Here is a 25,000-nt window from a genome sequence, read left to right on the forward strand (position 1 = left end):
CGGGCGATGATGGCCGCCAGCGATGCCAGCCGCGGGAAACGGATCGTCGCTTGCAAGGCGTTGCCCACGCCCTGCTGCACCAGCACCGTGCCTTGCACGCCATCGAGGCTGATACTGCGGGAATAGCTGCCGTCGGCCACCAGCTCTACGCCGGTAATCGCGCGTGCTTGCAAAAACGCCAGCATGGCCGGCCAGTCATAGGGCGGATGGTAGCGCAGCAATAGCGTGACTTCGCCCTGTGCGCCTGTCGATTGATCGGGCTGGCTGCTGCGGCGCAAAGCGCCGGGCGGACGCTGATACAGGCTATGGAATACTTCATTAAAGCGGCGCACGCTGCCAAAACCGGCAGCAAAGGCTATCTCGGTGAGCGGCATGCGGGTCTCGTGGATCAGCTGCTTGGCCAGCAGTACGCGCCGGGTCTGGGCCACGGTCACAGGCGAGGCGCCGACATGCTGCACGAACAGGCGGCGCAGCTGGCGCTCGCCGACGCCAAGACGCTCTGCCAGCGCACCCATGCCGGCCTCATCGAGGGCGCCCGTCTCTATCAATGCCAGTGCCCGCGCCACGGTGTGCGACACACCGGTATTGGAAACGCCGTGCCAGGCGCCAGAATCGGGCGCAGCTTCGGGCCGGCAACGCAGGCAGGGACGAAAACCAGCTTCCTGCGCAGCGGCGGCAGAGCGGAAAAAAACGACGTTTGCCGATTTGGCGGTGCGCGCGGGGCAGATCGGCCGGCAATAAATCCCGGTGGTCTTGACGGCGACGAAGAAGCGGCCGTCGAAGCGCGCATCGCGGCTGGCCAGCGCCCGATAGCAGGTGTCGTGATCGAGTTCCATGGCGGCATGATCGCGCCGTTGTTCGGCACTGTCTAGCGGTTTTCGGACATGGGCATCATGGCAATATTCATGCGAACGACGAAACCCGAAAAGCGCCAGTGCGCGCCAAGCGCAGCCGGCACGCCATGCGCCGCAGCTGCCATGACTTCAGCCAGGCCGAGGCTTTATTTACCGTTCAAGACCGGCCATAGGCGCGGACCGCCATCGCCGTAACGGTCGTCAAAGCGTTTCAACACCGCTTCGCGCGCAGATTCGCTCAGACTCGGATATTTATCGCCCTGCTCGATGGCGGCATAGGCTTCGCCGGCCTTGGCCAGGTCCTCGGGGATATGGAAATTGCTGACGAATTCTTGCTGCCACTGCTCGGTCACCTTGGCGACCAGCACGGCGCGCGCAGGCTGGTTCAATACGCTGAATTCGTCGACGCCGGCAGTAATCCGCTGCACCGTTTCAGTCAATCCCTCCTCGGTCAGCGGTGCCTTGGTGAATTCCTTGACGGCATGTGAGCCACTCGTCTTACTCATGTCACTCTCCTTGGGTTAAGTGGTGTGATGATGGACGGCCCGCTTGCCGCGGGCGGATGTTGCAGACTCGGTATTGTTTGGATTTGCCTGGGCTTTTTCGCGGGGAAAATCAGTGCGCGGTGAAAAAGCGTTCTTGCATTTCTTCCAGCCCGAGCGTGTGCAGCACTTCATGCAGACGCTCGGTCGGTCGCTTGCGCGGCAGGTTCTTGTAGTTGGCGATAATCAATTCATTCTTCATTGAATGCTCCCAGCCGACCAGTTCGGTCACGCTGACTTGATAACCATGCGCTTCCAGCTGCAGGCAGCGCAACACATTGGTGAGCTGGCTGCCGAACTCCCGGGTATGCAGCGGATGGCGCCAGATTTCCGTCAGAGCTTCCTTGCCCAACGATTTACCTTTGTTCTTTTTCAATACAGAAGCCACCTCAGCCTGGCAGCAAGGCACCAGCACCATGAAGCGCGCCTGCTTCTTCAAGCCGAACTCGATCGCGTCGTCGGTAGCGGTATTGCATGCATGCAATGCCGTGACGACATCGATCCGACTCGGCAGCATGGCGGACTCTATCGACTCCGCCACCGATAAATTCAAAAACGACATGCCCGGGAATGCCAGGCGCTGCGCCAGCTCCTGCGATTTCTTCACCAGTTCTTCGCGCGTCTCGATGCCGAAAATGTGCGAATTGTCCTTGAGCGTCTTGAAGAACAGGTCGTACAGAATGAAGCCCAGGTAGGACTTGCCCGCCCCATGGTCGACCAGTTGTACGCCGCTTTGTTCCCGCTGGATTTCCTGCAGCAAGGGTTCGATGAATTGATATAGATGATATACCTGCTTGAGCTTGCGGCGGCTGTCCTGGTTCAATTTGCCGTCGCGCGTCAGGATATGCAGCTCCTTGAGCAGTTCTATCGATTGGCCGGGACGAATTTCATGCTTGGCCGCCTGCTGGCCGGAGGTGTTGGATTCTGGTTTGATGCCGTTCATGGAGCTTGCTTTCTGTCGGCCAGGCTGGCCCGTTATCCTGTCAAGTATAACGGCTTCAAGGGCCGGAGGTCTTGAAACGGCGGCGCCTGGCCAAAAGATTAGCGTTTGGTTGTCGTCATGCGCCCCATCGTGCAGGAGTAGCGGCCCAGCTCGACGTCGTTGCGCAAGCCTATTTTTCTCATGGCCGAGGCTTTTTGCAAGCCCACGGTCTTGACGCTTTTATGGAGGCGGTCGGCAATTTCGCGCAGGCTGTTGCCGACTGCGTACATCTTCAGCACTTCGACTTCACGCCTGGTCGGCGCCTTGCCGTTCGGTCCCTTCTTCAGCAGCCTGAGCGCCGTTTTGCTCACGTATGGCGCGCTGCGCGAGCCTTCCAGGATGGCGCGGCCGAGCTCGCCCAGCTCGTCGCTTTTGTGCACCACGCCTTTCACGCCGCTATTTCTGATCTGGTACAGCACGGCGGGAATGTCGATCATGGTGAGCACAATCAGCGCCAGCGCCGGATGCTCGCACTTCAGCTGGTTGAACAGGACGCAGCCGTCGCCAATCCGGTTGATCGGCAGCGAAAACTCGGATATCAGCATGTCGCAGGGCGTATCTTGCAGCCGCGCCGACAGTTCCGCAGTCGAGGCTGCGGTGGCCACTACGGCATAGCCGGGCATCAGGTCGATATATTGCCGTACCCCCGAAATGACGGCTGGATGATCGTCAGCCAGGATGATCTTGATCATGAAGCTCCTCCCAAGAATAAGTGATTGAGCGTGCTCTAGGGTTTTACTTATCGTTAAGACGTAGGAAGTATCGGGTTTACATGTTATTAAATATATAAGCAAACTTCTTAAATACATAGTTCAATTGATAACCTTGATGCAAAATAGTTAATATTCACCTCACGGCCACAAGTCGTTGGGAGTTCCGGAAAATGCGTTTCCCGGACCAGGCCTATCCGGTTTTGTTTTGCCATGGAGTAAACACTGTGAAAATCATTCTCGCGGATGACCATCCCGTATTCACCGCAGGCGTGCGCGCCTACCTCAGTCACATATCGGATTGCCGCGTAGTCGCCAGCGTCTCCAGCGCCGATGCGCTGGTCCAGTGCCTCGAATCAACGCCATGCGACCTGGTCATCACCGAATTTTCGATGCCGATGACGCGCATCGGCGACGGCCTGCACCTGCTCTCCTACATCCGCCGCCACCATCCGCATACCTGGCTGGTGGTGCTGACCACCAACGACTTCCCGGTGGTGCTGTACCAGATCATCAACAGCGGCGTGAATGGCTTGCTGCACAAAAGCGATGCGATTCCCGAGATCGGCAAGACCATCCGGCACCTGGGCAACAACACGCCTTACGTCGGGCCTTCGTTTCAAGCCTTGCTGCGCAACGGCCTGGACAAGCAGAGCACATATCTCATCCCCAGCCCGCGCGAGACCGAGGTACTGCGCCTGTATGCGGCCGGCAATAGTCTGCGGGACATCGCTTGCCGCCTCAGCAAAAGCGTGAAAACGGTGAGCCTGCAAAAGGCGTCGGCCATGAAAAAACTGGGTTTGCGCAACGATATCGAGCTGGGCCGCTACTGCGCCGCGGCCAGCGGCGACAACATCCGCCCGCAAGGCCAGGAAGACTGGTTTCTGCCGGAGCCGGGGCGCCGCAGGCGGGCGCCCCCAGCGTGAGATGTCAGCGCTGCTGGCCGAGATTGAATATCTGCGCCATCGGCGTCCATTTCTCGCCGGCAGGCGTCCATGGCGTAGCGGCCTGGAACCGCCACATCAAGGCTTCCCATTCCTGTACCTTGGGATTGCCGCGGGCGGCGTGCGCCATCCGCTCCGCGCTGTAGACAGCGTCATCGGTCTCCATCAGCATCACCAGCCGCGTGCCAAGGCGATAGATTTCCATAGCCAGCACGCCCTGCTGCCGCAGATGCGCGGCAATCTCGGGCCAGATCCTGCGGTGATATTGTTCGTATTCGTGGATCAGGGCCGGATCGTCTTGCAGATCCAGCGCCAGGCAGTGGCGCATATGAGCAGTTCCTTTCAAGCCAGAATTTGATGAGCTGCAGGCCTGATGGATGCTTTTTTGACAGATCTATTGGCTGGACCAATAATAACACGCCAAAATTCCCGGCGGCAACGGCTGGATCCTGCAGTTATCCTGTCGGAGACTGCTTTCCCGTGCATCGGTTTCGCCTGTCTGCGCACTTGGCGTGGCACAATATGAAAAATCTCTTTCATTGCTGCCATGCCCATCCAAACCATCCACAACCGCCGCTTGTACCAACAGATCGCCGACCAGCTGCGCGATATGATAGACCGCGGCGAATACGGTCCCGGCGGCAACCTGCCGCCCGAGCGGGAGCTGGCCAAGCAGTTCGGCGTCAGCCGCACTTCCGTGCGGGAAGCCTTGATCGCCCTGGAAGTGATCGGGATCGTCAGCGTGCGGGTCGGCAATGGCGTCGTGGTATTGGCGCAGGAAGAGCCCGCCGCCGCCAAGGACGAGGCCAAGCCATCGGCCCTGCAGCAGGCGGCGCGCCGCAGCGGCTGGGAAATCGACCCGGAACTCGACCTGGAAATCAGCCACGAGCTGGATGATGAAATTCCCCCGTTCAAGCTGTTGCAGGCGCGGCGCCTGGTCGAACCCGAAACCGCCGCGCTGGCCGCCGTCAACGCCAGCGACGAGCAGTTGCGCAGCATCGCCGAAGCGTATGCGCGCAATGTCGAAGACAACCGCAACGGCTCGCATACCCATCCCGGCGATCGCCTGTTCCATATCCGCATCGCCGAAGCCAGCGGCAACCCGGCTTATCTGCTGCTGGTCAGCCATCTGCTGGGACGCAAGTACGGCATGATGTTCCAGCGCCTGCAAACGCTGTACACCTCCAAAGACATGCCGAACCGTTCAGAACATGAACACCAGCTGATCCTGGAAGCGCTGCAGGCGCGCGATGCGGTGGCGGCGCGCAAGGCGATGCGCGCGCATATGGATTCGGTGGTGAAGATCTTTTCCCGCTCGGTGCCGGAACACAGCGTCAAATATCAACCGGATCCACTTCCAAAGACCACTTCGCGCGTGTCTTGATCTGCCGCAGCTGCGCCATCCAGTCCGTCAGGAAAGCCTGCAAACCCGGCCGCGACGGGCATTCGATCAGCAACTGCGCGCGATCGACGTTAGCGACGCGGGTCATGGTCATCGGAATCGGATCATGCATGGTGATGCCCTCGTGCTCGATGCAGTGAGCGGCCTGCTGCAGGAATTCAATCGCGGTTTCCAGCTCTTTCGCTTCCGCCCGCAGTAAAGCCTGATAGATGTAAGGAGGCAGGCAGGCCTGCTCGCGCTCTTCCAGCAAGGATGTGGCGAAGTGATCGTAATCGTGGGCGATCACGGCGGCATACAGCGGATGCTGCGGATAACGGGTCTGTATCAGCACTTCGCTCGGGCTGCCGCCTTCTTTCTGCGCCGCGCGGCCGGCGCGGCCGGCCACCTGCATCAATTGCGCAAACAACCGTTCGCTGGCGCGGTAGTCATGCGAGAACAGCGCCGTATCGGGATTCAGGATACCCACCAGCGTGAGGTTTTTGAAATCATGGCCCTTGGCCACCATCTGGGTGCCGATCAGGATGTCGACTTCGCCGTTATGGACGCTGTCGAAAGCCGCTTGCGCACTGCCCTTGCGGCGGGTCGAGTCGGCATCGATACGCAGCACCCGCGCTTGCGGAAACATGGCTTGCAAGCCCTCTTCCAGCCTTTGCGTGCCGCGGCCCAGCGGTTGCAGGTCGACATTGCCGCAGGTCGGGCAGGATTTCGGAATCCGCAATTCCAGGCTGCAATGGTGGCAGCGCAGCCGGTGCTCAGGTTTGTGCAGCACCATGAAAGACGTGCAGCGGGTGCAGTTGCTGACCCAGCCGCAGGCGTCGCAGGCGATCACCGGCGCATAGCCGCGCCGGTTCAGGAACAGCAGCGATTGCTCGCCGCGCTCCAGCCTCAGCTTCAGTGCGCTGACCAGGTTCGAGGTCAGGCCCTCGATGGGTTTGTCGCGCTCCATGTCGATCCGGCGCACCTTCGGCAGCACCGCATCCTTGACCGCACGCTCGCGCAGCTCCAGTTTTTTATAGCGGCCGGACTGCGCGTGGTGCCAGGTTTCCAGCGACGGCGTGGCCGAACCCAGCACGATCGGGATGCTCAGCTGATGAGCACGCCACACCGCCAGGTCGCGCGCCGAGTAACGCAAGCCTTCTTGCTGTTTGTAGGATGGATCGTGTTCTTCATCGATGACGATGAGCTTTAAGTGTGGCAGGGAAGCCAGCACCGCCAGCCGGGTGCCGAGGATGATGCGCGCCTGCCCCAGATGTGCCGCCAGCCAGTGGCGCAGCCGCTCGCCTTCGGCCAGGCCGCTGTGCAGAGTCGCCACCGTGACGCCGGGAAAGCGGGCGCGGATATTTCCTTCGAGCTGCGGGGTCAGATTGATTTCCGGCACCAGGATCAGGATCTGCGACAGGTTGTCCGCGCCGTTTTCGCCGTGCGCCAGGATCTGCGCCGCCGCCTGCAGATACACCTCGGTCTTGCCGCTGCCGGTCACGCCATATAGCAGGGTCGGCGCAAAACCGCTGGCGCCGGCGATCGCATCGGCCGCCTGCTGCTGCGCCGGATTGAGCCGCGCCACATCGATCGGCGTGGCGTCATGCACGGCGCCGGCCTGCGCCAGCTTCTTCAGACTGCGGTCCAGCGCGACCGGCTTCAGCGCCCGCAAATTCTTCGGCAGGCCCGGCAAGGCCACTTCGCCCAGCGGCCGCTGATAGTAATCGGCGGCAAAACGGCAGAGCGCCAGCCATTGCGCCGACAAAGGCGGCAACTGGTGGCGTACGGCTTGTACATTTTTCAATTTTTCGGCAGGAACGTCGCTCGCGCCGCTCAAGCCGACAATCATGCCGACCACTTCGCGCCGCCCGAACGACAGTTGCACCAGCTGGCCGACGCGCGGCAAGGGCTCGTTGTCGTCGCTGGCCTGCCAGCGATAGTCGAAGCTGCTATCCAGGGGGGTATCGAGGACGATTTGAAGAATGCTTTGTTTCACGAACTTAATGTGATTCCCGAGGAAATGGGCTAACTATCGGTTTCATAAGCGCTTTTGAAACTGTCCACATTATCTGTGGATAACTTTGTGGACAACGTCAGCTACACATTCAAAAACAGCGTGATTATAGACAACTATTGATTTTTCCAAAGTAGAAATTAAAATAAATAATGTTTTAAATCAATAACTTAATCGATGAGACATGGAGAGTGAAAAAATATCCATGTATTCAAAAAATGGCCTTGCAGAAACTAAATTATGTGCATAACTAAATTTGGACTGTTACAGAATGGGGCACGGATGGGTAACATTCAGGTCCACATTGAGAAACGGCCGGGTGCACCATCATGTCGCTTTTTCCAGAAACGCCACCCAATTCTGCTCCGGTAAAATTAGCGGCATGTCAACTCTGATCAAATTCGCAACACGGTAAATTTCTAAGATTCTACTTAATGTAAAACATGAGGAAATGCCCTAAGCATCGGTTTCATAAGCGCTTTTCAAATTATCCACAATGTCTGTGGATAACTTTGTGGGTAACCTGCTCTTGACAGGCTGCAGGCTCATATTTGATGCGGGTTTCAATAAATTGCCTAAACTAAAAGCAGAAAATAAACCCTTAAAATTCAAACACTTACAAAACACAATCCACTTGCAAAATAAAAATATCGATATAAATAATTACCGTGGTGCAGCAGATTTATTTTGTGCATAACTAGCGGCCATGAATCTCCGCAGCGATGCTGAATGTGTTATGTGTGTCGCTATGTAACAGCAAAATTTTCCATATAGAAATCCAAAACCCGCTTTGCCGGCCTATGCGCGCAGCTTGCGGCTGATTTCATGGACCGCGTCGACCATCACGGCCACCGATTCCGGCGGCGTAAATTGCGAAATGCCATGACCGAGGTTGAAGACATGGCCATGGCCGGCTTGCGGCGTACCGTAGGCATTCAGCAGACGGCTGACTTCACCGCGGATCTGCTCAGGATTGGCAAACAGCACGGCCGGATCGAGATTGCCCTGCAGCGCCACGCGCTGGCCGATGCGGGCGCGCGCTTCCGACAGATTCACGGTCCAGTCGAGACCGACAGCGTCGGCGCCGATGTCGGCAATCTGCTCCAGCCACAGGCCGCCGCCCTTGGTAAAGACAATCGCCGGAATCGGCACGCCGTCTTTCTCACGCTTCAGCTGGGACATCACCTGGCGCATGTAGTCCAGCGAAAACTCCTGGTAAGCGCCATCCGCCAGCGCCCCACCCCACGAATCGAATATCATCACCGCTTGTGCGCCGGCATCGATTTGCGCGTTCAGATAGGCTGCCACCGCCGCCGCGTTGGTGCTTAGCACGTGGTGCATCAGATCCGGGCGGTTGTACAGCATGGTCTTGACGGTATGGAATTCACGCGAGCCCTCGCCTTCCACCATGTAGCAAGCCAGGGTCCAGGGACTGCCGGCAAAACCGATCAGCGGCACCCGGCCATTCAGTTCGGTGCGGATCTGCGTCACAGCCTTGAAAACATAGTCGAGCTTGCCCAGGTCCGGCGCCTGCAGCGCCATCACGTCCTTTTCGTCGCGCAGCGGGCGCTGGAACTTGGGGCCTTCGCCATCGGCGAAATACAAACCCAGCCCCATGGCGTCAGGCACCGTCAGAATGTCGGAAAACAGGATGGCTGCATCCAGCGGGAAGCGCTCCAGCGGCTGCAGCGTGACTTCAGTTGCGTAATCGGGATTGGTCGCCAGACCCATGAAAGACCCGGCGCGGCTGCGCGTTTTGCGATACTCCGGCAAGTAGCGGCCGGCCTGACGCATCAGCCACAGAGGCGTGTATTCGGTCGGCTGGCGCAGCAGCGCGCGCAGGAAAGTATCGTTCTTCAGGGGGGCGAATTGTGACATATGAGGCAATATAAATGCATGTGATAACGCCTTATTATCTCATCCAAAGCCTTGGCTGCGGCAGTGCTTTGGCGAATGGCAGGTATTACGCGCCGTGCCGGTGCGCCGCCACCAGGTCATCAAGGAATGCTTGCAGCACTTCGCCACGGCTGGACTGGCGCCGCAGCACCATGTGCAAGGTGACGTCGTAACACAGCAAAGCGGGATGCAGCGGCGCCAGCAAACCTTGCTCTACCAGCGGTGCGGCAAAGTGCTGCGGCAGAAAACCGAGATGCCGGCCCGACAGCAGCAGCACCGCTACCGCTTCCATATTGTCCGCCAGGGCGGTTACCCGTGCCGGCGCAAAACCGTCGCCGGCGCCATCGGCTTCGGGCAAGGGATAGCTGCGCCAGACCCAGTCGTGCTCGGCGACGGCGTCCCGGCTTAGCTTGCCGGCCTGCGCGAACAAAGGGTGGCCGACGGCGCAGTACGCCACCTGATGCTCTGAATACAGGGGCACATATTCCAGGTTCGGCAAGCGGTGCCAGAAATAACCGATGCCAAGATCAAGCCGGCCGTTGACCACTTCTTCCTCCAACTGACCCGGCGCCAGCACCTCCAGCGACAGAATCACCGCTTCATCGCGGGCGCGAAACCTGGCGATGGCCTGGCTCAGGCGGGCATTGGCGTTGATGGCGGCGTGGCCGATCAGGCCCAGTTGCAGTTTACCGGCCAGCTTGCGGCCGATCTGCCGCGCATTCAGGCAAAAATGGTCGATATCGTCAATCAAATGGCGACTGCTGAGTGCGAACTGTTCGCCGCGCGGCGTCAGGCGGAAGCCGGCGCGGCCCCGCTCGCACAGGCGAAAGCCGAGCCGCGTTTCCAGCGTCGCCAGCTGGCTGCTGATGGTGGACTGGCTGACATTCAGGGCGGTCTGCGCGGCGGAAATACCGCCGGCGTCCAGCACTGACAAGAAGACACGGATCAGGCGCAGGTCAAGATCGGATAGCTGATTGAGCATGCTGTTGGCGGCTGAGGGAAGATCAAATCTATCATACATCGATCAATATCAATGTAAACGCTTTATTACACTGATTTTTAATGAAGTAATTTGCCGCTAGAGTATATGCCATCGCTAACGCTGCGCCCTTCCCGGCCCTGGAGACCATCATGTCAGAAACCCCACTTTACCAACCGCTAGGCGGCAACGACATGCCGCGTTTCGGCGGCATCGCCACCATGATGCGCTTGCCGCACGTGACCAGCAGCGCCGGGCTGGACGCCTGTTTTGTCGGCGTACCGCTCGACCTCGGCACCTCGAACCGCTCCGGCGCCCGTTTCGGCCCACGCCAGATCCGCAGCGAATCGGTGCTGCTGCGCCCCTACAACATGGCGACCCGGGCCGCGCCCTTCGATGCCCTGCAGGTTGCCGACCTCGGCGACGTCGCCATCAATCCGTATAACCTGCTGGATTCGATCCGGCTGATCGAAAACGCCTACGACGGCATCGTCGCCTCCGGCTGCCGCCCGATTTCGCTGGGCGGCGACCACACCATCGCGCTGCCCATCCTGCGCGCGCTGCATCGCAAGTACGGCAAGATCGGCCTGATCCATGTCGACGCCCATGCCGACGTCAACGACACCATGTTCGGCGAAAAGATTGCGCATGGCACGCCGTTCCGCCGCGCTGTCGAAGAAGGCTTGCTGGATTGCCGGCGCGTGGTACAGATCGGCTTGCGCGGCACCGGCTATACCGCGGAAGATTTCGACTGGTGCCGCGGCCAGGGTTTCAAGGTGGTGCAGGTGGAAGAATGCTGGAACCAGTCATTGACGCCGCTGATGGAAGAAGTGCGGGCCCGCGTGGCCGGCGGCCCGGTGTACCTGAGTTTCGATATCGACGGCATCGATCCGGCTTACGCGCCCGGCACCGGCACCCCGGAAATCGCCGGCCTGACCGTGCCGCAAGCGCTGGAAATCATCCGCGGCGCCTGGGGCCTGGACATTGTCGGCGCCGACCTGGTGGAGGTATCGCCGCCGTACGACCCGCTGGGCACGACTGCCCTGCTGGGCGCCAACCTGGCCTACGAGATGCTGTGCGTGCTGCCGGGCGTGCCGCGCCGCTGACATTTCCGCGTACAGGAAGTAAGCGCTGGCACCTGTTGAAAGCCTTTGTTTATCGATATCGCTTCTTGAAATCGCGCGGACTGACGCCCTTGGCGGCGCGGAACTGGCGATTGAAATGCGCCAGGTTGCGGTAGCCGGCTTCCTGCGCGATCACGCCTATCGCCTTGTCGGTCTGGATCAGTTGCTGGCAGGCGCTGCCGATTCTCAGCTGGGCCAGATAGGCGGTCACGGTGAGCTGGGTGTGGCGTTTGAAAAAACGATGAAACGCCCCCAGCGACAGCGCCGCCCGTTCGGCCAGCAGTTCCAGCGGGATCGCGGCCTGGAAATTTTCATGCAGGTAGTCCAGCACCTTGGCCATGCGCTGGCGCTGTACGTCAACTGCGATCGAGGCCGACGCCACCGAGGCCAGCGGCCGCGCCTGCTGGTCTTGCGCCAGCAGCAGCAACAGCTCCAGCAATAACGGCAGGCGCTGCGCCGGCGCCAGTTTCTCCATGCGCAGCATCAAGGGCCTGGCGCTGTCCGCCATGGCGGCGGAAAACTGTAGTCCGCGGTCGGCGCGCTTGCCCAGCTGCAGCAGCCCGGCCAGTTCCGGCAGGCTGGTTTGCAGCTGCACCAGCCAGTCCCGCGAAAACCATACCACCACCGCCAGCATCTGCTGCTCAGGGACGATGCGCTCGCCGGCCGACCAGGTATGCGGCAGATTCGGACCGAGCAAGACCAGGTCGCCATCTGAAAAATCCGCCAGATGATCGCCGACATAGCGCTGCCCGCGCGCATTCAGGGTCAGGGTCAGTTCGAATTCGGGATGGTAGTGCCAGAGGAAAGGCAACTCGGGCAGCTCGCGCCAGAGCAACCGCCAGGACTGGCCGGGGGAAACGGAGAGATGTTCGTATTGCGGTCGCATTATGACCTTCGATTGAGCAATAACATCAGAATAGTATCAATAAGCGGCATTTGCAGCGAAATCTCCCACGGATGGCGAGGGCAAAATCGAACTGCCCTACCCCACAAAACCAATACGGAGATTTCCATGAACCAGCCTCAAGCGGCGCAGCCCCCAAGCAACCCATCCGTGCTGTATCCCGAGCAGGCGCAACTGCGCGATATCCGCAAAACCCTGCCGCTGCGGGTGCTGACTGCCTCCGATTTCTATCACTGGCAAACCTACGGCTACGTGATCGTCAAGAATGCCGTCAGCGCCGCACAAGTACAGCGCACCACCGATTTCCTGTGGGAGTTCCAGGAGCTTGATCCGCACGCGCCGGAGACCTGGAACCGGGCGCAATTGCGCGATCATGAAATGACCGAGCTGAACGGCTCCGGCATGGTCGAGGCCTATCATCACCAGACCTTCTGGGACAATCGCCAGACGCCGCGCATCGTCGATGCCTTCGTCGACATCTGGGACCGCGAAGACCTGTGGGTGACCATAGACCGCGCCAACCTGAACACGCCCAACCAGGGCGCGCGGCGCTTCGGCGGCTTCATCCACTGGGATGCGGATACTTCGGCCGAGCCGTTGCCGGTCAATGTCCAGGGGGTGCTGGCCTTGTCCGACACCACGCCGGAAGGCGGCGGCTTCCAATGCATCCCGGAGCTGTTCCAGCACTTTGCCGCGTGGCGTAAGAGCGCACCACGGGATCGCGATGCGTATCGCCCGGACGTCGCCTCATTGCCGTGGGAGGTGAAGTTCATTCCGATGAAAGCCGGCGATCTGCTGATCTTCAACAGCCTGCTGGCGCATGGCATACGGCCGAATACCTCGGCCGATAAAGTGCGGCTGGCGCAGTACATCGCATTCACCCCGGCGCGCGAAGAACAGGCTGAATTGCGCCAATGGCGCATAGACAGCTGGCGCCAGCGCACGCGGCCCGACAGCTACGCCTTTCCCGGCGATCCGCGCGAATGGGAAAAGACCCGTTATCCGCTGGCGCAACTGAGCGAACTAGGTGAAAAAATCCTCGGTCTGCGCAACTGGTAATACGGCGCTACATGGCGCCTGGCTGGTAGCGATACCGCGCGTTGCGGCTCTCATAAAAAAAAACTAACAATGAAATGATTGTCCTCTGAATGGTCGGAGGCGGTCATTGTTCATTTGTGAACGTTTTGATACTTATGGAGCTTCTATGACTACCACGCTACAAAAAACATCGCTGTTTCAAGAAGCCGGGATGACATCGACCATGTTTTCCCATGGTGCCTCATCGCCCCTGTCACCTAAGATCTTCCGGCACTCGATTGACATTTACCTGAAGGATTCCAACGCCACCGGCAACATCTACTTTGCCCGCTACTTTGAATGGCAAGGCATCTGCCGCGAACGCTGGTTCTTCGAATGCATTTCCGCCGACATGCTGGCGCCGCTGGGCGTATTCATCACCAAGGACGCACAGCAGAAATACATCCACGAGACCTTTGCCTTCCAGAAGGTGGAGTGCGAAGTCAGCACGGCCGCCATCAAGCAATGCTCGTTTTCCTTATTGTTCCAATTTTTTGTGGAAGGGAAGCTGGTCTCCACCGGCCATCAGCAAATCGTCTTTGCCAACAAGGACAAGAAGATCAGCCGCTTGCCGGAACATATCCTGGAAAAGATTCGGCAGTATGAAAACCCCAGGATTATAGCGACGCTCTCTAACTAGGACGGGGCGCACGCCGCCCGGTTGATCCGGTCGGCGTGCCGGGCTATGCCTGCGCAACCGCCGCAACCACCGGGAACTCAAGCGTAAAGCGGGTATATTCGCCGGCCACCGATTCGCAGCGTATGCTGCCGCCGAACACCGCCATCACCTGATGGCAGAACGCCAGTCCGATGCCGGAACCGGCGCCTTTCTTGGTCGTATAGTGGGCATCGAAAATATGCGGCAGGACATTGGCGGCGATGCCGGCGCCGGTGTCAGTAAAACAGAGGACGTTGAATTTTCCTGTACGCGAAGTCGAGATGCTGATCTCGCCCTTGGATGCCGCCTTCAGTGCGTACAAGGAATTTTTCAGCAGGTTGAACAGGACAAACACGAACAACCGGTCCGAGCCGAAGAATGCGTAATCCTCCATGACGGCAAGATAGATCTTGGCGCGCTCGCCCTGTTCAAAGGGATAGCGCTCCAGCGCTTCGTCGACCAGCTGCACCACCGAGTGATTGGCAAAAGCGTCGGTGTCGATGCGGTCCAGCTTGGCCGAAGCCAGCATCATGTCGATCACCACCGTGGTGCGGTCGACTTCCTGGGTGATCGAATTGGTCGCCTTCGACAGCTGCTTGACCGTATCCGGCCGGATCGACGGCGCCAGCAAGCCATGCTCCACTGCCAGCCGGTAGCCCTCCAGCAGAGTCGGTAGGAACTGCTCCATGCCTTTCGCCAGCATGCGGATCGAGGTCAGCGGCGTACGCATTTCATGGCCGACCGTGCTGGCGACCGTCATCGGATCCAGCAAGTGATGGCGGACGATGGCGACCGACATGACACCCAGGCTGACCGCGATGAACAGCACGCCAGGCGGGTAAAACTCAATGCCGTAATTGCATAGATAATCAACGGCGGCGAAAAAGTAAATCAGGATGGCGCCGATGCACAGGCGCAGCTTGATGCGCTTGCCGAGTTCAGCGACCTGTTGCTCGCGATAGGTGATGTACAGTCCGCGGTTCACCACGATGACCGTCTGCAGCACATGCAGCGGATGCAGCAGCCCGGCCTTTGGATAGTAGCCCCAGAAATACTGGTAGTAGCCCGACACCAGCAAGTCCGAGCCCAGCAGGAAGATCGCCAGGACGGCGGCAAACGCGTAGGAGGCGTAGACGTATTTGCGCTCCGCCGTGCGTTCGCAGATCTCGGTCAGGAAATGGTAAAGGCTGGTCGGCAGAAACAGGATCAGCAGGTAGCCGAACTTCACCACGAACATCGCCATGTGCGGATCGCGCAAGGTAAACAGGAAAGCCCAGGCGCCCTGCCAGAACGCCGAAGTAATGCACAGCACCAGGAAACTGACGCCGATGCGCGTGAAACCCTTGGTGCAAACCACGTACAGGCCGTAGGCCAGGAAGATCGAAGCAACGACTGCGGGCAGTATCGAATACATGGACGACGATCAGGATGAATGCTTGGCTACAAAATGTGCCGGTGCCGTGAAATGACGGCCGCCTGGAGAGGCTCGGCGCATACGTTGCGAGAACTGGATCTTTCTTTGTGCGAATCGATGGATCTACAGCCGCTCTTGCTATTGGGCAATATTATGACATACGCCGCTATCCCGACTTGCTTTGCTGCTGCCGCTGGCGGGTGCAAGCTAACAATGGGTAAAAGATAATAATAATGCAAATTCAGTATAACGGCGATCTGATCTGGCGCCCCCGGGATTTGGGGCGCGGCGGGATGTTGCAGCGGCAAGGGGTCGCGCTGCGCCGGACAGCGCGGGCCGTCCGGCAGATGGTCAAGAAGGTAAGCGGAAGGCGGCGGCGCTTATTCGCTAGGCCTCATCGCCAGGCCGCTGTTGCGCTCGATCGAGGCCGACCACAACGTCAGGCCGAGCGCCAGCGCCACCAGCACCACGCCGACATACGGCAAGGTGGTCAGCTGGAAACCGGCGCCGATCGCCATGCCGCCAAACCAGGCGCCGCCGGCATTGCCCAGGTTGAAGGCGCCCTGGTTCAGGGTCGAAGCCAGGTTCGGCGCGGCGCTGGCGCGCTCCACCACCAGTACCTGCAGCGGCGGTACGATGGCGAATGCCAGTACGCCCCAGACAAAAATCGTGACGACGGCCGGCAAGGGCGTGCGCATGGTCAGGGTAAACACGGTCAGGACCAGCGCCAGCGCCAGCAGGAAACCGATCAGCGACGGCAGCAGCCGCCAGTCGGCCAGTTTGCCGCCGAGCGCGCTACCCACGGTCAGGCCGAGGCCGAATACCAGCAGCACCAGGGTCACCGCATGCGGCGTCAGTCCGGTGACGTCTTCCAGGATCGGCGTGATATAGGTGAACACCGAAAACAGGCTGGCCGAGGCCAGCGCGCTGATGGCCAGCACCATCACCACCTGGCGGTCCTTGAGCACGGCGAATTCCTGCAGCAGGCTGGTCTTTTGCATCTCGATCTTTTTCGGCAGCCACAAGGCCAGCGCAATTGCCGCCAGCACCCCGATCACCGTCACCGCCCAGAAAGTCGAACGCCAGCCGAGCTGCTGGCCGAGCGCGGTGCCGAACGGCACGCCCAGCACATTGGCCAGGGTCAGGCCGGCAAACATCAGGGCGATCGCCTGCGCGCGCCGGTTCGGCGGAACCAGGCCGGCAGCCACCACCGAGCCGATGCCGAAGAATGCGCCATGGCAAAAAGCCGTCACCACGCGTGCCAGCATCAGCACCGCATAGTTCGGCGACAAGGCGCACAGCACGTTGCCGATGATGAACAGGCCGATCAGGCTCAGCAGCGCCGTGCGGCGCGGCATGTTGGCGGTGGCGATGGCGACGATCGGGGCACCGATGGTGACGCCCAGCGCGTAGCCGGTCACCAGCATCCCGGCCGCCGGGATGGTCACCCCCAGATCGCGCGCCACGTCGGGCAGCAGGCCCATGATGACGAACTCCGTCGTACCGATGCCGAAAGCGGCAACAGCAAGGGCAAATAGGGGCAAAGACAGCATGATGATCGTCCGGAAATGGAACCGCCGAACAGCAGGAAAGCGCGGCAGTCAAAGGCGCGCACCGGGAACCATGGTGCGAAGCAACATTATAGCAATGGCGGTTTATTTGTGTTAGCGCTACCAGATTTCTGCAGCGAAATCTGGCAGCGGAAGCGGAAAGTGTTGGATTTTTGCGATAAGCAGCCGGGACAGAGATCGCCCGTCAACAGCCCGCAGAATCTTAGGGCATCGCAAAAGTCGCAATCTCGACGCGGCGGTTAGGCAGCAGGCAGCGGATCAGCGCCTCTTGCGGCAGGCCGTCGCGGCATTGCGTCACCGGATCCTGCGCGCCCAGGCCGACGGCTTTGATGCGCGCGGCCGGAATGCCGTAGCTCACCAGCACATCCTTGACCGTATTGGCGCGCCGGATCGACAGGTTCAGGTTGTAGCCGTCGCTGCCGAGGCGGTCGGTATAGCCGCGCACCTCTATCCGCGCGTAGCGGCTGGCTGCCAGGCGCTTGGCAAGGGCGGCGAGCTGCGCCCGTCCTGCCGGCAGCATCTGGTCCAGGCTGGACTGGTCGAAGCGGAACAAGGCATCGGCCGAAATCCTTTCTATTTTTGGCCGCTGCTGCGCTGCCGCGGGCGGTGGCGGTGGTGGAGGCGGCGGAGGCGCAACCACCGCTACCGGCTGCACTGCCACCCAGTAGCCCTGGACCCATCTCGGCTCGTCACGATGGCGGCGTTCCCAATAGCCGCGCTGCCAGGCATAACCGGAACGCGGTGGCGGCGGCACGGCTTCGTAATGCGGCGGCGGCGCCTCAAAGCGCTGCCAGCCACCGCGCTCAACCGCGACTTGCGGTGCGTCGCGACGCCAGCCCGGGTCGGCCTGGGCTTGCAGCGGATAGGGAGCCGGTTGATATGGGGCCGGCTGCGCCAGTACGTTGCTGGCCGCGCCAAGAATGCCCGTGGCGGCAGCCGACAGGAACAGGATTTTGCGGATATAAGTTTGCATGATGTTGTCCTCGTAATAAGCAGCAATTAGGTGCTAGCCATTAAACGGGCAACAGCCGCCGCCGGACATTCGGGCGATGTAATTTCAGTAACGGGATGTTATTTTTTTAATAATTCATGATGCCGCATCGTGCAGGCCCTGCTGCCAGGATCTCTCATCCCCCCAAAAATGCTTCTTCACCGATTGCCGGGATAGGCGACTTCCTTTTCAGGTTGTAGGGTGGGCACGCTTTTGTGCCCACGCTGTATCGGTATCCGCGAGGGCACAAAAGCGTGCCCACCCTACGGTAAAAAAAATGCCTCCCCGGTGGTTGCAAACCGGGGAGGCATTGACCCATAAAGATGCTATTGCTGCGCTATACGCTGTAACGCATAAGCGATGACATCGAATCGCGGCCCTGTTTTCCCTGCGATGTCCCGCCAGGGCCGCCCTCCGTTTCCCTTATTTGGCTGGGAAAACGGTTGGGTTGGCTGTGATGTAAGCGTTCAGATTGTCGACGTTCAAGCTGCCGAAGCCTGTCGCTGCGCTCCATCCCGATGCAGCAGCTTTCATGCCAGGATAAGTCGTGCTCCAGCCGTTGTAGTTGACGGCATCGCCGTCCACGGTGGCGCTGGTCACAGGGAAGACCAGGTTTGCGTTCGCTGGAATGGCGGCGTACAGGGCCGAGCTAGGGAAGCCCAGGTTGTTGCTGTGCGCCGATTCCAGGCGCGACCAGAAGCCGGCGAACATCGGTGCTGCCATGCTGGTGCCTCCGACTACGCCGGCTGCGGTGCCGCCGTTGTTCGAGGCCGTGATGTAGATATAGGTGCCGCTGGCCGAAGCCGCATCGAACACGATATCCGGCAGGCCGCGTGTAGTGTGGCCTGTGCCGACAATGCTTGAAGTCTGCCAGGTAGGCGCGGTTTCGTACTTGCTGAAGCCGCCGCCGGTGGACCAGATGCGTACGGCGCTGCCGTCGCCGGTCGATGCAGTGCCTTCATTCCACACCGCCTGGCCGTTATAGGCGCCGGCCGAAGTAGTGAACAGCGCTGTGCCGCCTACTGCAACCACGTATGGCGAACTGGCAGGCTCGCTGACGTCATAGGTTTTTTTCTTGGTGGTGGTGTTGGCCACGCCAGGATTACCTTGGGAATCGGTATCGCAGTTGTAAGGACCGGCATCGCCGGAAGCAACCGAGAAGGTGATCCCTTGCGCCACGCCTTGTTCAAACACCGCATCGTCTGCCGCTTGCGAGCCGGAGGATTTGGCCGAAGCTTCGCATTCGCCGAGCGAGACGTTGACCACGCTGGCGACGTTGGCGGTCACGGCAGCGTTATAGGCAGCGGTCAGCGGCGCATCTTCCATCGAGCTGGCAGTGTAGAAAATCAATTGCTTGACGCCGCCTGCAGCGCCATAGATCACCTGGCTGTCCAGCGCCCATTCGACTTCGCCGGATTCGTCAGAGCTTTCGGTGCCGACATAAACCACGGTCGGCGTCAGCTTCGGCAGGCTCGGATTGTTGCTGAGGAAGGTCTGGAAATCGTTCAGGGTATACGTCATGTTGCCTTCGGAGATCGTGCCGACCACTGCGTTGGAAGCAGCAGGCGTGGTGACGGCGTTATAGATCCCTGGATACTGCACTGGCGTATGCGATGTTTCGGTGCCGGCGGCAGCCTGCACGATGCTCTTCTGCGCGCCGTGCACGCCACTGTGCGTGACATGGTGGATCGCAGCATTCTGCAAGCCCAGCACCGAGCCGACGATGGTCGCCAGTTCCGGCGGAACCTGGGCCGCCGCTTCATTGGCGTAGACATTGCGGCCTTCATGCGTAAAGCGTTTCAGCGAAGTATTGAACGCTTGCTTGATGGTGGCGGCGGTGCCGTCGGCGCTCACCAGCAGGCGGTTCGAGCTGACGCTGATATTCCTGAAGCCGGCTTTGCTCAAGTGCGCGGTGACGGCGTCCACTTGCGCCTGCGTCGGCGAATACTGCTCGGCGAACTGCGCCGGCGTCAGGAACTTGTGATACACCGAGCTGCCCGGTGTGTAGAGTTCTTTGACGAAGTTGTCCAGCTGAGCCTTGTTGCGCAACTGCAGGCTGACGGTGACGCTCTTTTCTTCGCCTTGCGCCATGTCGGTGGCGATCTGGTCCGCGGTAACCGCAACGCCAGCGCTGTCGTGGGTCTGTACCCGTGGCAGGAACGCCTCGGTCTTGGTCGAGACCCAGGTTGAAGTATCGGTGGCCGCTTGCGCCGTCATGCCGATAAAAGCCAGGGAAAGTGCCAGTGCCAGTGTTGAAATGCGCGGGACTGCGAAGTCCCCTGCTTTTGCTGCTGATGCCTTCGATTTCATCTTCTTATTCCTCTTAAAGTAAGCAACATGGAAACAACGTGGAAACAGCTTGCAAAACAACTTGCGAAACGCTTGAGCGCACCTTGCCAGCCACCGCGGATGCAATGCATGCGGGTGGAGCCTCCCTGCAAATCGGAACCATGGGTTGGCACAAACGACAGATGTGCAAAACCATCAGCTTGCAAAAAGCAGCCTTGCCTGGATATGCCTAGCGTCAGATGTGCGTCGTTTTTTGCGACGCGGAGTTAACGAACTGCTAGCTCGTTACTGGGACGGCCGCTGCGTGACCGTTGGCGATCGCGCAAGCTGTACCGGAATTTGGAAGAAGAGTGGGTGGAAAGAATCCAAAGCATGTTCGGATTGCGACTGCAGAAACACTGCCAGTTCTAAAGACTTAACGCCGGTCATCACTATTCCCTTTTAAGGACCATCGGTACGACAGCATTACGCTTGTGGGGTAAGTGTCGCTACAAAAATCTGTTTCTGCCACCTGTCTGTTGATGCACGTTACGGCCCCAGCATAAGTCTTAAATTTCCATGCTGCAATATTTACTTACCCGTTTTTACAATTTGTTTCATCTTAAAAAATCTGGAAAATTCCGGCCCTATGCGGGATACAAAAAGACATATTTAAATACAGGAATATACATGATGCGATTGGCTGGAAAACCGCAAGAATACTGGCTCGCGGGACTTTCCTGAATGCTGCATTATGGTGCATTTTCAGTTTGAAAAATACCATAACGACTTGATGGCGCAGAGCGGTATTTACCTCTCCGGTGAGTCGGATGCGCTGCATTTAAATTGTATAAAACAAATTCTAAAAGCAAATCGTTTTCGCAAAAAAAGAGCTGCCTGAGCAGCTCCGCAATCGATAGCCGGCGGCCGCGCCGGAGCGCGATCACCACCGATGAATGTGCACTTCCGGCCCTTGTCAGATCCCGCCCATGCACAGATATTTGATCACCTGGTAATCCTCGATGCCGTACTTCGATCCCTCGCGCCCCAAACCGGATTGCTTGACGCCTCCGAATGGTGCGACTTCATTGGAAATCAGGCCGGTGTTGATGCCGACCATGCCGCTCTCCAGGCCCTCGGCGACGCGCCAGATGCGGCCGATGTCGCGCGAATAGAAATAGCTGGCGAGTCCGAATTCGGTATCGTTGGCCAGCGCCACCGCTTCCTCGTCCGTCTTGAAGCGGAACAGCGGCGCCATAGGGCCAAAGGTTTCCTCGCGCGCGACCATCATGTCAGCCGTGACGTCGGCCAGCACGGTCGGTTCGAAGAAACTGTGGCCGAGCGCATGGCGCTTGCCGCCGGCCAGCAGGCGCGCGCCTTTGGCCAGCGCATCGGCGATATGCTGCTCGACCTTGAGCACGGCTTTTTCGTCGATCAGCGGCCCCTGGGTAACCCCCTCCTGCAAGCCATTGCCGACTTTCAGCTTGGCCACCGCAGCCACCAGCTTGGCGGCGAAGGCATCGTAGACGCCATCCTGCACGTACAGGCGATTGGCGCAGACGCAGGTTTGTCCTGCGTTGCGATACTTGGACGCCATTGCGCCTTCTACCGCGGCATCCAGGTCGGCGTCGTCAAACACGATGAACGGCGCATTGCCGCCCAGTTCCAGCGACAGCTTCTTGATGGTAGCGGCGCATTGCTCCATCAGCAGGCGGCCGACGCCTGTGGAGCCGGTGAAAGTCAGCTTGCGCACGATTGGATTGCTGGTCATTTCCGCGCCGATGTCGCGCGCCGCGCCGGTCACCACGCTGAACACGCCCGCCGGAATGCCGGCGCGTTCGGCCAGCACCGCCAGCGCCAGCGCAGAAAACGGCGTCGACTCCGCCGGCTTGAGCACCATGGTGCAGCCGGCCGCCAGCGCCGGACCGGCCTTGCGGGTAATCATCGCCGCCGGAAAATTCCATGGCGTAATGGCCGCGCAGACACCGATCGGTTCCTTCACCACCACGATGCGGGTGCCGGGCGTCGGCGATGGAATGGTATCGCCGCCGGCACGTTTGCCCTCTTCTGCAAACCATTCGATGAACGAGGCGGCGTAGGTGATTTCACCGCGCGACTCGGCCAGCGGCTTGCCTTGCTCGGTAGTCATGATCAGCGCCAGGTCGTCCAGGTTGGCCAGCATCAGATCGTTCCATTTGCGCAGGATGACGCTGCGTTCCTTGGCAGTCTTGCGCCGCCACTGGCGCCAGGCGCCATCGGCGGCGGCGATCGCGCGTTTGGTCTCGGCGGCGCCCATCAGCGGCACGCTGCCAATGGCTTCACCGGTCGCGGGATTGGTGACCGCATGCGTAGCGCCGCCATCGGCGTTGCACCATTCGCCGTTCAGGTAGGCTTGCTGACGGAACAATGAGGGGTCTTTTAATTGCATCACGAGGTAACTCCTATGAACGAGGAAGACCGGCATATCGGGTTGCGATATGCCGGCCGGAAAGCAGGGCTTGCGGCCGGAGACTAGATCTTGGCGAGCGCCTTGTTGCGCCCGCGTATCCACTCCAGCACCAGCAGCAGGCAAGTGGAAAACACGATCAGGATGGTGGCCAGCGCGGCGATGGTCGGGCTGATGTTTTCCTTGATGCCGGTAAACATCTGGCGCGGTAGCGTGGCTTGTCCAGGACCGGCGACAAACAAGGTTACCACCACATCGTCGAACGAGGTGGCGAAGGCAAATAATGCGCCGGAGATCAAGCCCGGCGCGATCACCGGCAAGGTAATGCGGAAGAAGGTCGAGAGCGGATTGGCGCCCAGGCTGAGGCTGGCGCGCACCAGGTTCTGGTTGAAGCCTTGCAGGGTCGCCAGCACCGTCGTCACCACGAAGGGCGCGCCGAGAGCGGCATGCGCCAGGATCAGGCCAGCATAGCTGTCGGACAAGCCGATCTGCGCAAAGAACAGATAGACGCCGACGCCGACCACCACCACCGGCACCACCATCGGCGAAATCAGCACCGCCATCAGCAAACCCTTGCCGCGAAAATCCGCCTTGTTCAGGCCGACCGCGGCCAGCGTGCCGAGTATGGTCGCCAGCACGGTGGCCAATGGCGCAACGATGAAACTGTTCTTGGCGGCGCTGACCCACTCGTCCGACTGCACCAGGTTCTGATACCAGCGCATGGAAAAGCCGTGGATCGGATACACCAGGAAAGTGCTGTCGCTGAACGACAGCGGAATGATGACCAGGATCGGCAGCAGCAGGAACAGCAGCACCAGCAGGTTGAAGCCGCGCGAAAAATAGAACCAGATGCGTTCGGTCAACGAAACGTAGGGAGGGAATTGTGGAAATATTTTCATCTGATCACCCCATCGCTACGTCGTTCTTGGTGAAGCGACGGTACACGCCATACAGCACCAGCGTCGCAGCAAACAGCAGTGCTCCCAGTGCGCAAGCCATGCCCCAGTTGATGGTGACATTAGTGAAATAGGCGATGTAATAGCTGACCATCTGCTCGTTCGGTCCGCCCAGCAAGGCCGGTGTGATGTAGTAGCCAACCGAGAGGATAAACACCAGCAAGGCGCCGGCGCCGATGCCGGGATAGGTCTGCGGCACATACACGCGCCAGAAGGCGGCGAACGGATGGCTGCCGAGCGATACCGCGGCCCGCATGTAGGTCGGCGGAATCGCCTTCATCACGCTGTACAGCGGCAGGATCATGAACGGCAGCAGGATGTGCGTCATGGCGATGTAGACGCCGATGCGGTTAAACAGCAGTTCCAGCGGCGCCTGCGTCAGGCCGGTCGCCATCAACGCCTTGTTGACCAGTCCTTCCGACTGCAGCAGCACGATCCAGGCCGCCACCCGCACCAGGATCGAAGTCCAGAACGGAATCAGCACCAGGATCATGAACAGGTTGGCGCGCCGTTCCGACATGGTCGAGAGCCAGTAGGCCAGCGGATAGCCGAGCACCAGGCAAGCCAGTGTGGCTACCAGCCCCATCCAGAAGGTGCGGCCGAAAATCTTTTGATATACCGATGCATCCGGGTCGGCTTTTTCGATATGGCCGAAAGCATCTTGCTTCAGGTCCAGCGCTGCCAGCAGGTAGTAGGGAGAATACGGTGCGCCGTTCTTGGCAATTACCTGCCAGTACGGCAGCTGATTCCATTGTTCATCGATATCGATCAGCGCCTGCTTGATTTGCGCCGGCGGCAACGGCTTGCCGTCTGCATCCAGCAAGGGTAAGGCGCGTGCGGTTTTCATGATGATGGACCGGGCGCCGGAGATTTCCGAATTCAGCCGGCGCGCCAGAGAGCCGGCAGAACTGTCTTCGCGCGCTTGCAGCAGATCGGTCGCCAGTCCGGCATAAGCGGCGTCCGGCGGGCTGCTCTTGCGGTCCCAGTTGCTCAGGGCGGCGACGGTATGCGGCAGTGTCGTCGCAATTTCAGGATTTTCCACGGCACGCTTGAGCAGCATGGCGATCGGCACCAGGAAAGTCAGCAGCAGGAAAATCGCCAGCGGCGCAATCAGCGCCAGCGCCGCCGCGCGCTTGCGGAACTGGGCTTGCCGCAATTCGCGCTTGAGCTGCGCATTCTGCGGCGCTGCCGGCGGGGCCATCGGCATCGGATTGACGCCGGCGGAGGATGCAATAGAAGTCATGGTGATCCGGCTTTAGCAAAAAGAGGAATGCAAAGAACGGCCGCTG

22 protein-coding genes are annotated in these 25,000 nt (G+C 59.9%); 6 read left to right on the top strand and 16 right to left on the bottom strand.

Going from position 1 to position 25,000, the window contains the following annotated elements; translation table 11 throughout:
• From VNZ65_RS22555 to VNZ65_RS22570, 4 genes are all read right to left on the bottom strand, one after another.
• The coding region (locus tag VNZ65_RS22555; protein WP_325673065.1) for a bifunctional transcriptional activator/DNA repair enzyme AdaA at positions 1–836 on the bottom strand (836 nt) is incomplete at its 3' end.
• Positions 837–1,000: 164 nt separating this feature from the next.
• Positions 1,001–1,360, bottom strand: a complete 360-nt coding sequence (locus VNZ65_RS22560) for a hypothetical protein (protein WP_062119997.1) — start codon at positions 1,358–1,360, stop codon at positions 1,001–1,003.
• 109 nt (positions 1,361–1,469) lie between these two features.
• A complete protein-coding gene (locus VNZ65_RS22565; RefSeq protein WP_325673070.1) occupies positions 1,470–2,339 on the bottom strand; it encodes an SAM-dependent methyltransferase in 870 nt (289 codons plus the stop codon).
• 98 nt (positions 2,340–2,437) lie between these two features.
• Positions 2,438–3,070 (bottom strand): response regulator transcription factor, encoded by a 633-nt coding sequence (locus tag VNZ65_RS22570; RefSeq protein ID WP_325673072.1) that lies wholly within the window; start codon positions 3,068–3,070, stop codon positions 2,438–2,440.
• A 245-nt stretch (positions 3,071–3,315) separates the two neighbouring features.
• On the opposite strand from VNZ65_RS22570, the gene VNZ65_RS22575 reads away from it, so the two are divergent.
• Positions 3,316–4,014, top strand: coding sequence for a response regulator transcription factor (locus VNZ65_RS22575; RefSeq protein WP_325673074.1), 699 nt, complete (start codon positions 3,316–3,318; stop codon positions 4,012–4,014).
• Positions 4,015–4,018: 4 nt separating this feature from the next.
• Here the strand turns inward: VNZ65_RS22575 and VNZ65_RS22580 are convergent, their stop codons facing one another.
• The gene (locus VNZ65_RS22580; protein ID WP_325673076.1) at positions 4,019–4,360 is read right to left on the bottom strand and encodes an L-rhamnose mutarotase; all 342 of its coding nucleotides are present in this window, start codon (positions 4,358–4,360) and stop codon (positions 4,019–4,021) included.
• A gap of 219 nt (positions 4,361–4,579) precedes the next feature.
• On the opposite strand from VNZ65_RS22580, the gene VNZ65_RS22585 reads away from it, so the two are divergent.
• Complete coding sequence (locus tag VNZ65_RS22585; protein WP_325673078.1) at positions 4,580–5,416, top strand: FadR/GntR family transcriptional regulator; 837 nt, start codon at positions 4,580–4,582, stop codon at positions 5,414–5,416.
• Here the strand turns inward: VNZ65_RS22585 and VNZ65_RS22590 are convergent.
• Entirely contained in the window at positions 5,367–7,409 is a 2,043-nt protein-coding gene (locus VNZ65_RS22590) for a primosomal protein N' (RefSeq protein WP_325673080.1), read from the bottom strand. The two genes, VNZ65_RS22585 and VNZ65_RS22590, sit on opposite strands and share 50 nt — an antisense overlap.
• A 532-nt stretch (positions 7,410–7,941) precedes the next feature.
• Between VNZ65_RS22590 and VNZ65_RS22595 the strand changes: the two genes are divergently transcribed.
• Positions 7,942–8,124 carry a hypothetical protein gene (locus VNZ65_RS22595; RefSeq protein ID WP_325673082.1) on the top strand — a complete coding sequence of 61 codons (183 nt, stop codon included), beginning with the start codon at positions 7,942–7,944 and terminating at the stop codon, positions 8,122–8,124.
• A 101-nt stretch (positions 8,125–8,225) separates the two neighbouring features.
• Here VNZ65_RS22595 and hemE read toward each other — a convergent pair whose 3' ends face one another.
• Complete coding sequence (hemE, locus tag VNZ65_RS22600; RefSeq protein WP_325673083.1) at positions 8,226–9,305, bottom strand: uroporphyrinogen decarboxylase; 1,080 nt, start codon at positions 9,303–9,305, stop codon at positions 8,226–8,228.
• A gap of 85 nt (positions 9,306–9,390) precedes the next feature.
• On the bottom strand, positions 9,391–10,305 hold the full coding sequence (locus VNZ65_RS22605; protein ID WP_325673084.1) for a LysR family transcriptional regulator: 915 nt from the start codon (positions 10,303–10,305) through the stop codon (positions 9,391–9,393).
• Between the two features lie 149 nt (positions 10,306–10,454).
• Here VNZ65_RS22605 and speB point away from each other — a divergent pair, with 149 nt between their 5' ends.
• Positions 10,455–11,408 carry an agmatinase gene (gene speB, locus VNZ65_RS22610; protein WP_325673085.1) on the top strand — a complete coding sequence of 318 codons (954 nt, stop codon included), beginning with the start codon at positions 10,455–10,457 and terminating at the stop codon, positions 11,406–11,408.
• Positions 11,409–11,457: 49 nt separating this feature from the next.
• On the opposite strand, the gene VNZ65_RS22615 is transcribed toward speB, so the two are convergent.
• Positions 11,458–12,312: an AraC family transcriptional regulator gene (locus tag VNZ65_RS22615; protein ID WP_325673087.1), complete on the bottom strand. Its 855-nt coding sequence runs from the start codon at positions 12,310–12,312 to the stop codon at positions 11,458–11,460.
• Between the two features lie 126 nt (positions 12,313–12,438).
• On the opposite strand from VNZ65_RS22615, the gene VNZ65_RS22620 reads away from it, so the two are divergent.
• Both VNZ65_RS22620 and VNZ65_RS22625 read left to right on the top strand, forming a co-directional pair.
• Positions 12,439–13,389, top strand: coding sequence for a phytanoyl-CoA dioxygenase family protein (locus tag VNZ65_RS22620; RefSeq protein WP_325673089.1), 951 nt, complete (start codon positions 12,439–12,441; stop codon positions 13,387–13,389).
• Positions 13,390–13,579: 190 nt separating this feature from the next.
• Positions 13,580–14,047, top strand: coding sequence for an acyl-CoA thioesterase (locus tag VNZ65_RS22625; RefSeq protein WP_325673117.1), 468 nt, complete (start codon positions 13,580–13,582; stop codon positions 14,045–14,047).
• A 43-nt stretch (positions 14,048–14,090) separates the two neighbouring features.
• Here VNZ65_RS22625 and VNZ65_RS22630 read toward each other — a convergent pair whose 3' ends face one another.
• The 7 genes from VNZ65_RS22630 to VNZ65_RS22660 form a co-directional block, all read right to left on the bottom strand.
• Complete coding sequence (locus VNZ65_RS22630; RefSeq protein WP_325673091.1) at positions 14,091–15,479, bottom strand: sensor histidine kinase; 1,389 nt, start codon at positions 15,477–15,479, stop codon at positions 14,091–14,093.
• A 380-nt stretch (positions 15,480–15,859) separates the two neighbouring features.
• Positions 15,860–17,029, bottom strand: coding sequence for an MFS transporter (locus VNZ65_RS22635; protein ID WP_325673119.1), 1,170 nt, complete (start codon positions 17,027–17,029; stop codon positions 15,860–15,862).
• 223 nt (positions 17,030–17,252) lie between these two features.
• Positions 17,253–18,023, bottom strand: coding sequence for an OmpA family protein (locus VNZ65_RS22640; protein ID WP_325673093.1), 771 nt, complete (start codon positions 18,021–18,023; stop codon positions 17,253–17,255).
• A 441-nt stretch (positions 18,024–18,464) separates the two neighbouring features.
• Positions 18,465–20,351, bottom strand: coding sequence for a S53 family peptidase (locus VNZ65_RS22645; protein ID WP_325673095.1), 1,887 nt, complete (start codon positions 20,349–20,351; stop codon positions 18,465–18,467).
• A 934-nt stretch (positions 20,352–21,285) separates the two neighbouring features.
• Entirely contained in the window at positions 21,286–22,740 is a 1,455-nt protein-coding gene (gene gabD, locus VNZ65_RS22650; protein WP_325673097.1) for an NADP-dependent succinate-semialdehyde dehydrogenase, read from the bottom strand.
• 80 nt (positions 22,741–22,820) lie between these two features.
• Positions 22,821–23,654: an ABC transporter permease gene (locus VNZ65_RS22655; protein WP_325673099.1), complete on the bottom strand. Its 834-nt coding sequence runs from the start codon at positions 23,652–23,654 to the stop codon at positions 22,821–22,823.
• 4 nt (positions 23,655–23,658) lie between these two features.
• A complete protein-coding gene (locus tag VNZ65_RS22660; protein WP_414649199.1) occupies positions 23,659–24,954 on the bottom strand; it encodes an ABC transporter permease in 1,296 nt (431 codons plus the stop codon).
• Positions 24,955–25,000 lie beyond the last annotated feature (46 nt).

This window comes from Collimonas sp. (assembly GCF_035566555.1).
Taxonomy (GTDB): Bacteria; Pseudomonadota; Gammaproteobacteria; order Burkholderiales; family Burkholderiaceae_D; genus Collimonas.

What these genes read in the sequence shown, in the direction of transcription:
- VNZ65_RS22560 (WP_062119997.1), bottom strand. Translation starts at nt 1,360, where the DNA reads ATGAGTAAGACGAGTGGCTCACATGCCGTCAAGGAATTCACCAAGGCA.
- VNZ65_RS22565 (WP_325673070.1), bottom strand. Translation starts at nt 2,339, where the DNA reads ATGAACGGCATCAAACCAGAATCCAACACCTCCGGCCAGCAGGCGGCC.
- VNZ65_RS22570 (WP_325673072.1), bottom strand. Translation starts at nt 3,070, where the DNA reads ATGATCAAGATCATCCTGGCTGACGATCATCCAGCCGTCATTTCGGGG.
- VNZ65_RS22580 (WP_325673076.1), bottom strand. Translation starts at nt 4,360, where the DNA reads ATGCGCCACTGCCTGGCGCTGGATCTGCAAGACGATCCGGCCCTGATC.
- VNZ65_RS22585 (WP_325673078.1), top strand. Translation starts at nt 4,580, where the DNA reads ATGCCCATCCAAACCATCCACAACCGCCGCTTGTACCAACAGATCGCC.
- hemE (WP_325673083.1), bottom strand. Translation starts at nt 9,305, where the DNA reads ATGTCACAATTCGCCCCCCTGAAGAACGATACTTTCCTGCGCGCGCTG.
- VNZ65_RS22605 (WP_325673084.1), bottom strand. Translation starts at nt 10,305, where the DNA reads ATGCTCAATCAGCTATCCGATCTTGACCTGCGCCTGATCCGTGTCTTC.
- speB (WP_325673085.1), top strand. Translation starts at nt 10,455, where the DNA reads ATGTCAGAAACCCCACTTTACCAACCGCTAGGCGGCAACGACATGCCG.
- VNZ65_RS22615 (WP_325673087.1), bottom strand. Translation starts at nt 12,312, where the DNA reads ATGCGACCGCAATACGAACATCTCTCCGTTTCCCCCGGCCAGTCCTGG.
- VNZ65_RS22620 (WP_325673089.1), top strand. Translation starts at nt 12,439, where the DNA reads ATGAACCAGCCTCAAGCGGCGCAGCCCCCAAGCAACCCATCCGTGCTG.
- VNZ65_RS22625 (WP_325673117.1), top strand. Translation starts at nt 13,580, where the DNA reads ATGACATCGACCATGTTTTCCCATGGTGCCTCATCGCCCCTGTCACCT.
- VNZ65_RS22630 (WP_325673091.1), bottom strand. Translation starts at nt 15,479, where the DNA reads ATGTATTCGATACTGCCCGCAGTCGTTGCTTCGATCTTCCTGGCCTAC.
- VNZ65_RS22640 (WP_325673093.1), bottom strand. Translation starts at nt 18,023, where the DNA reads ATGCAAACTTATATCCGCAAAATCCTGTTCCTGTCGGCTGCCGCCACG.
- VNZ65_RS22645 (WP_325673095.1), bottom strand. Translation starts at nt 20,351, where the DNA reads ATGAAATCGAAGGCATCAGCAGCAAAAGCAGGGGACTTCGCAGTCCCG.
- VNZ65_RS22655 (WP_325673099.1), bottom strand. Translation starts at nt 23,654, where the DNA reads ATGAAAATATTTCCACAATTCCCTCCCTACGTTTCGTTGACCGAACGC.
- VNZ65_RS22660 (WP_414649199.1), bottom strand. Translation starts at nt 24,954, where the DNA reads ATGACTTCTATTGCATCCTCCGCCGGCGTCAATCCGATGCCGATGGCC.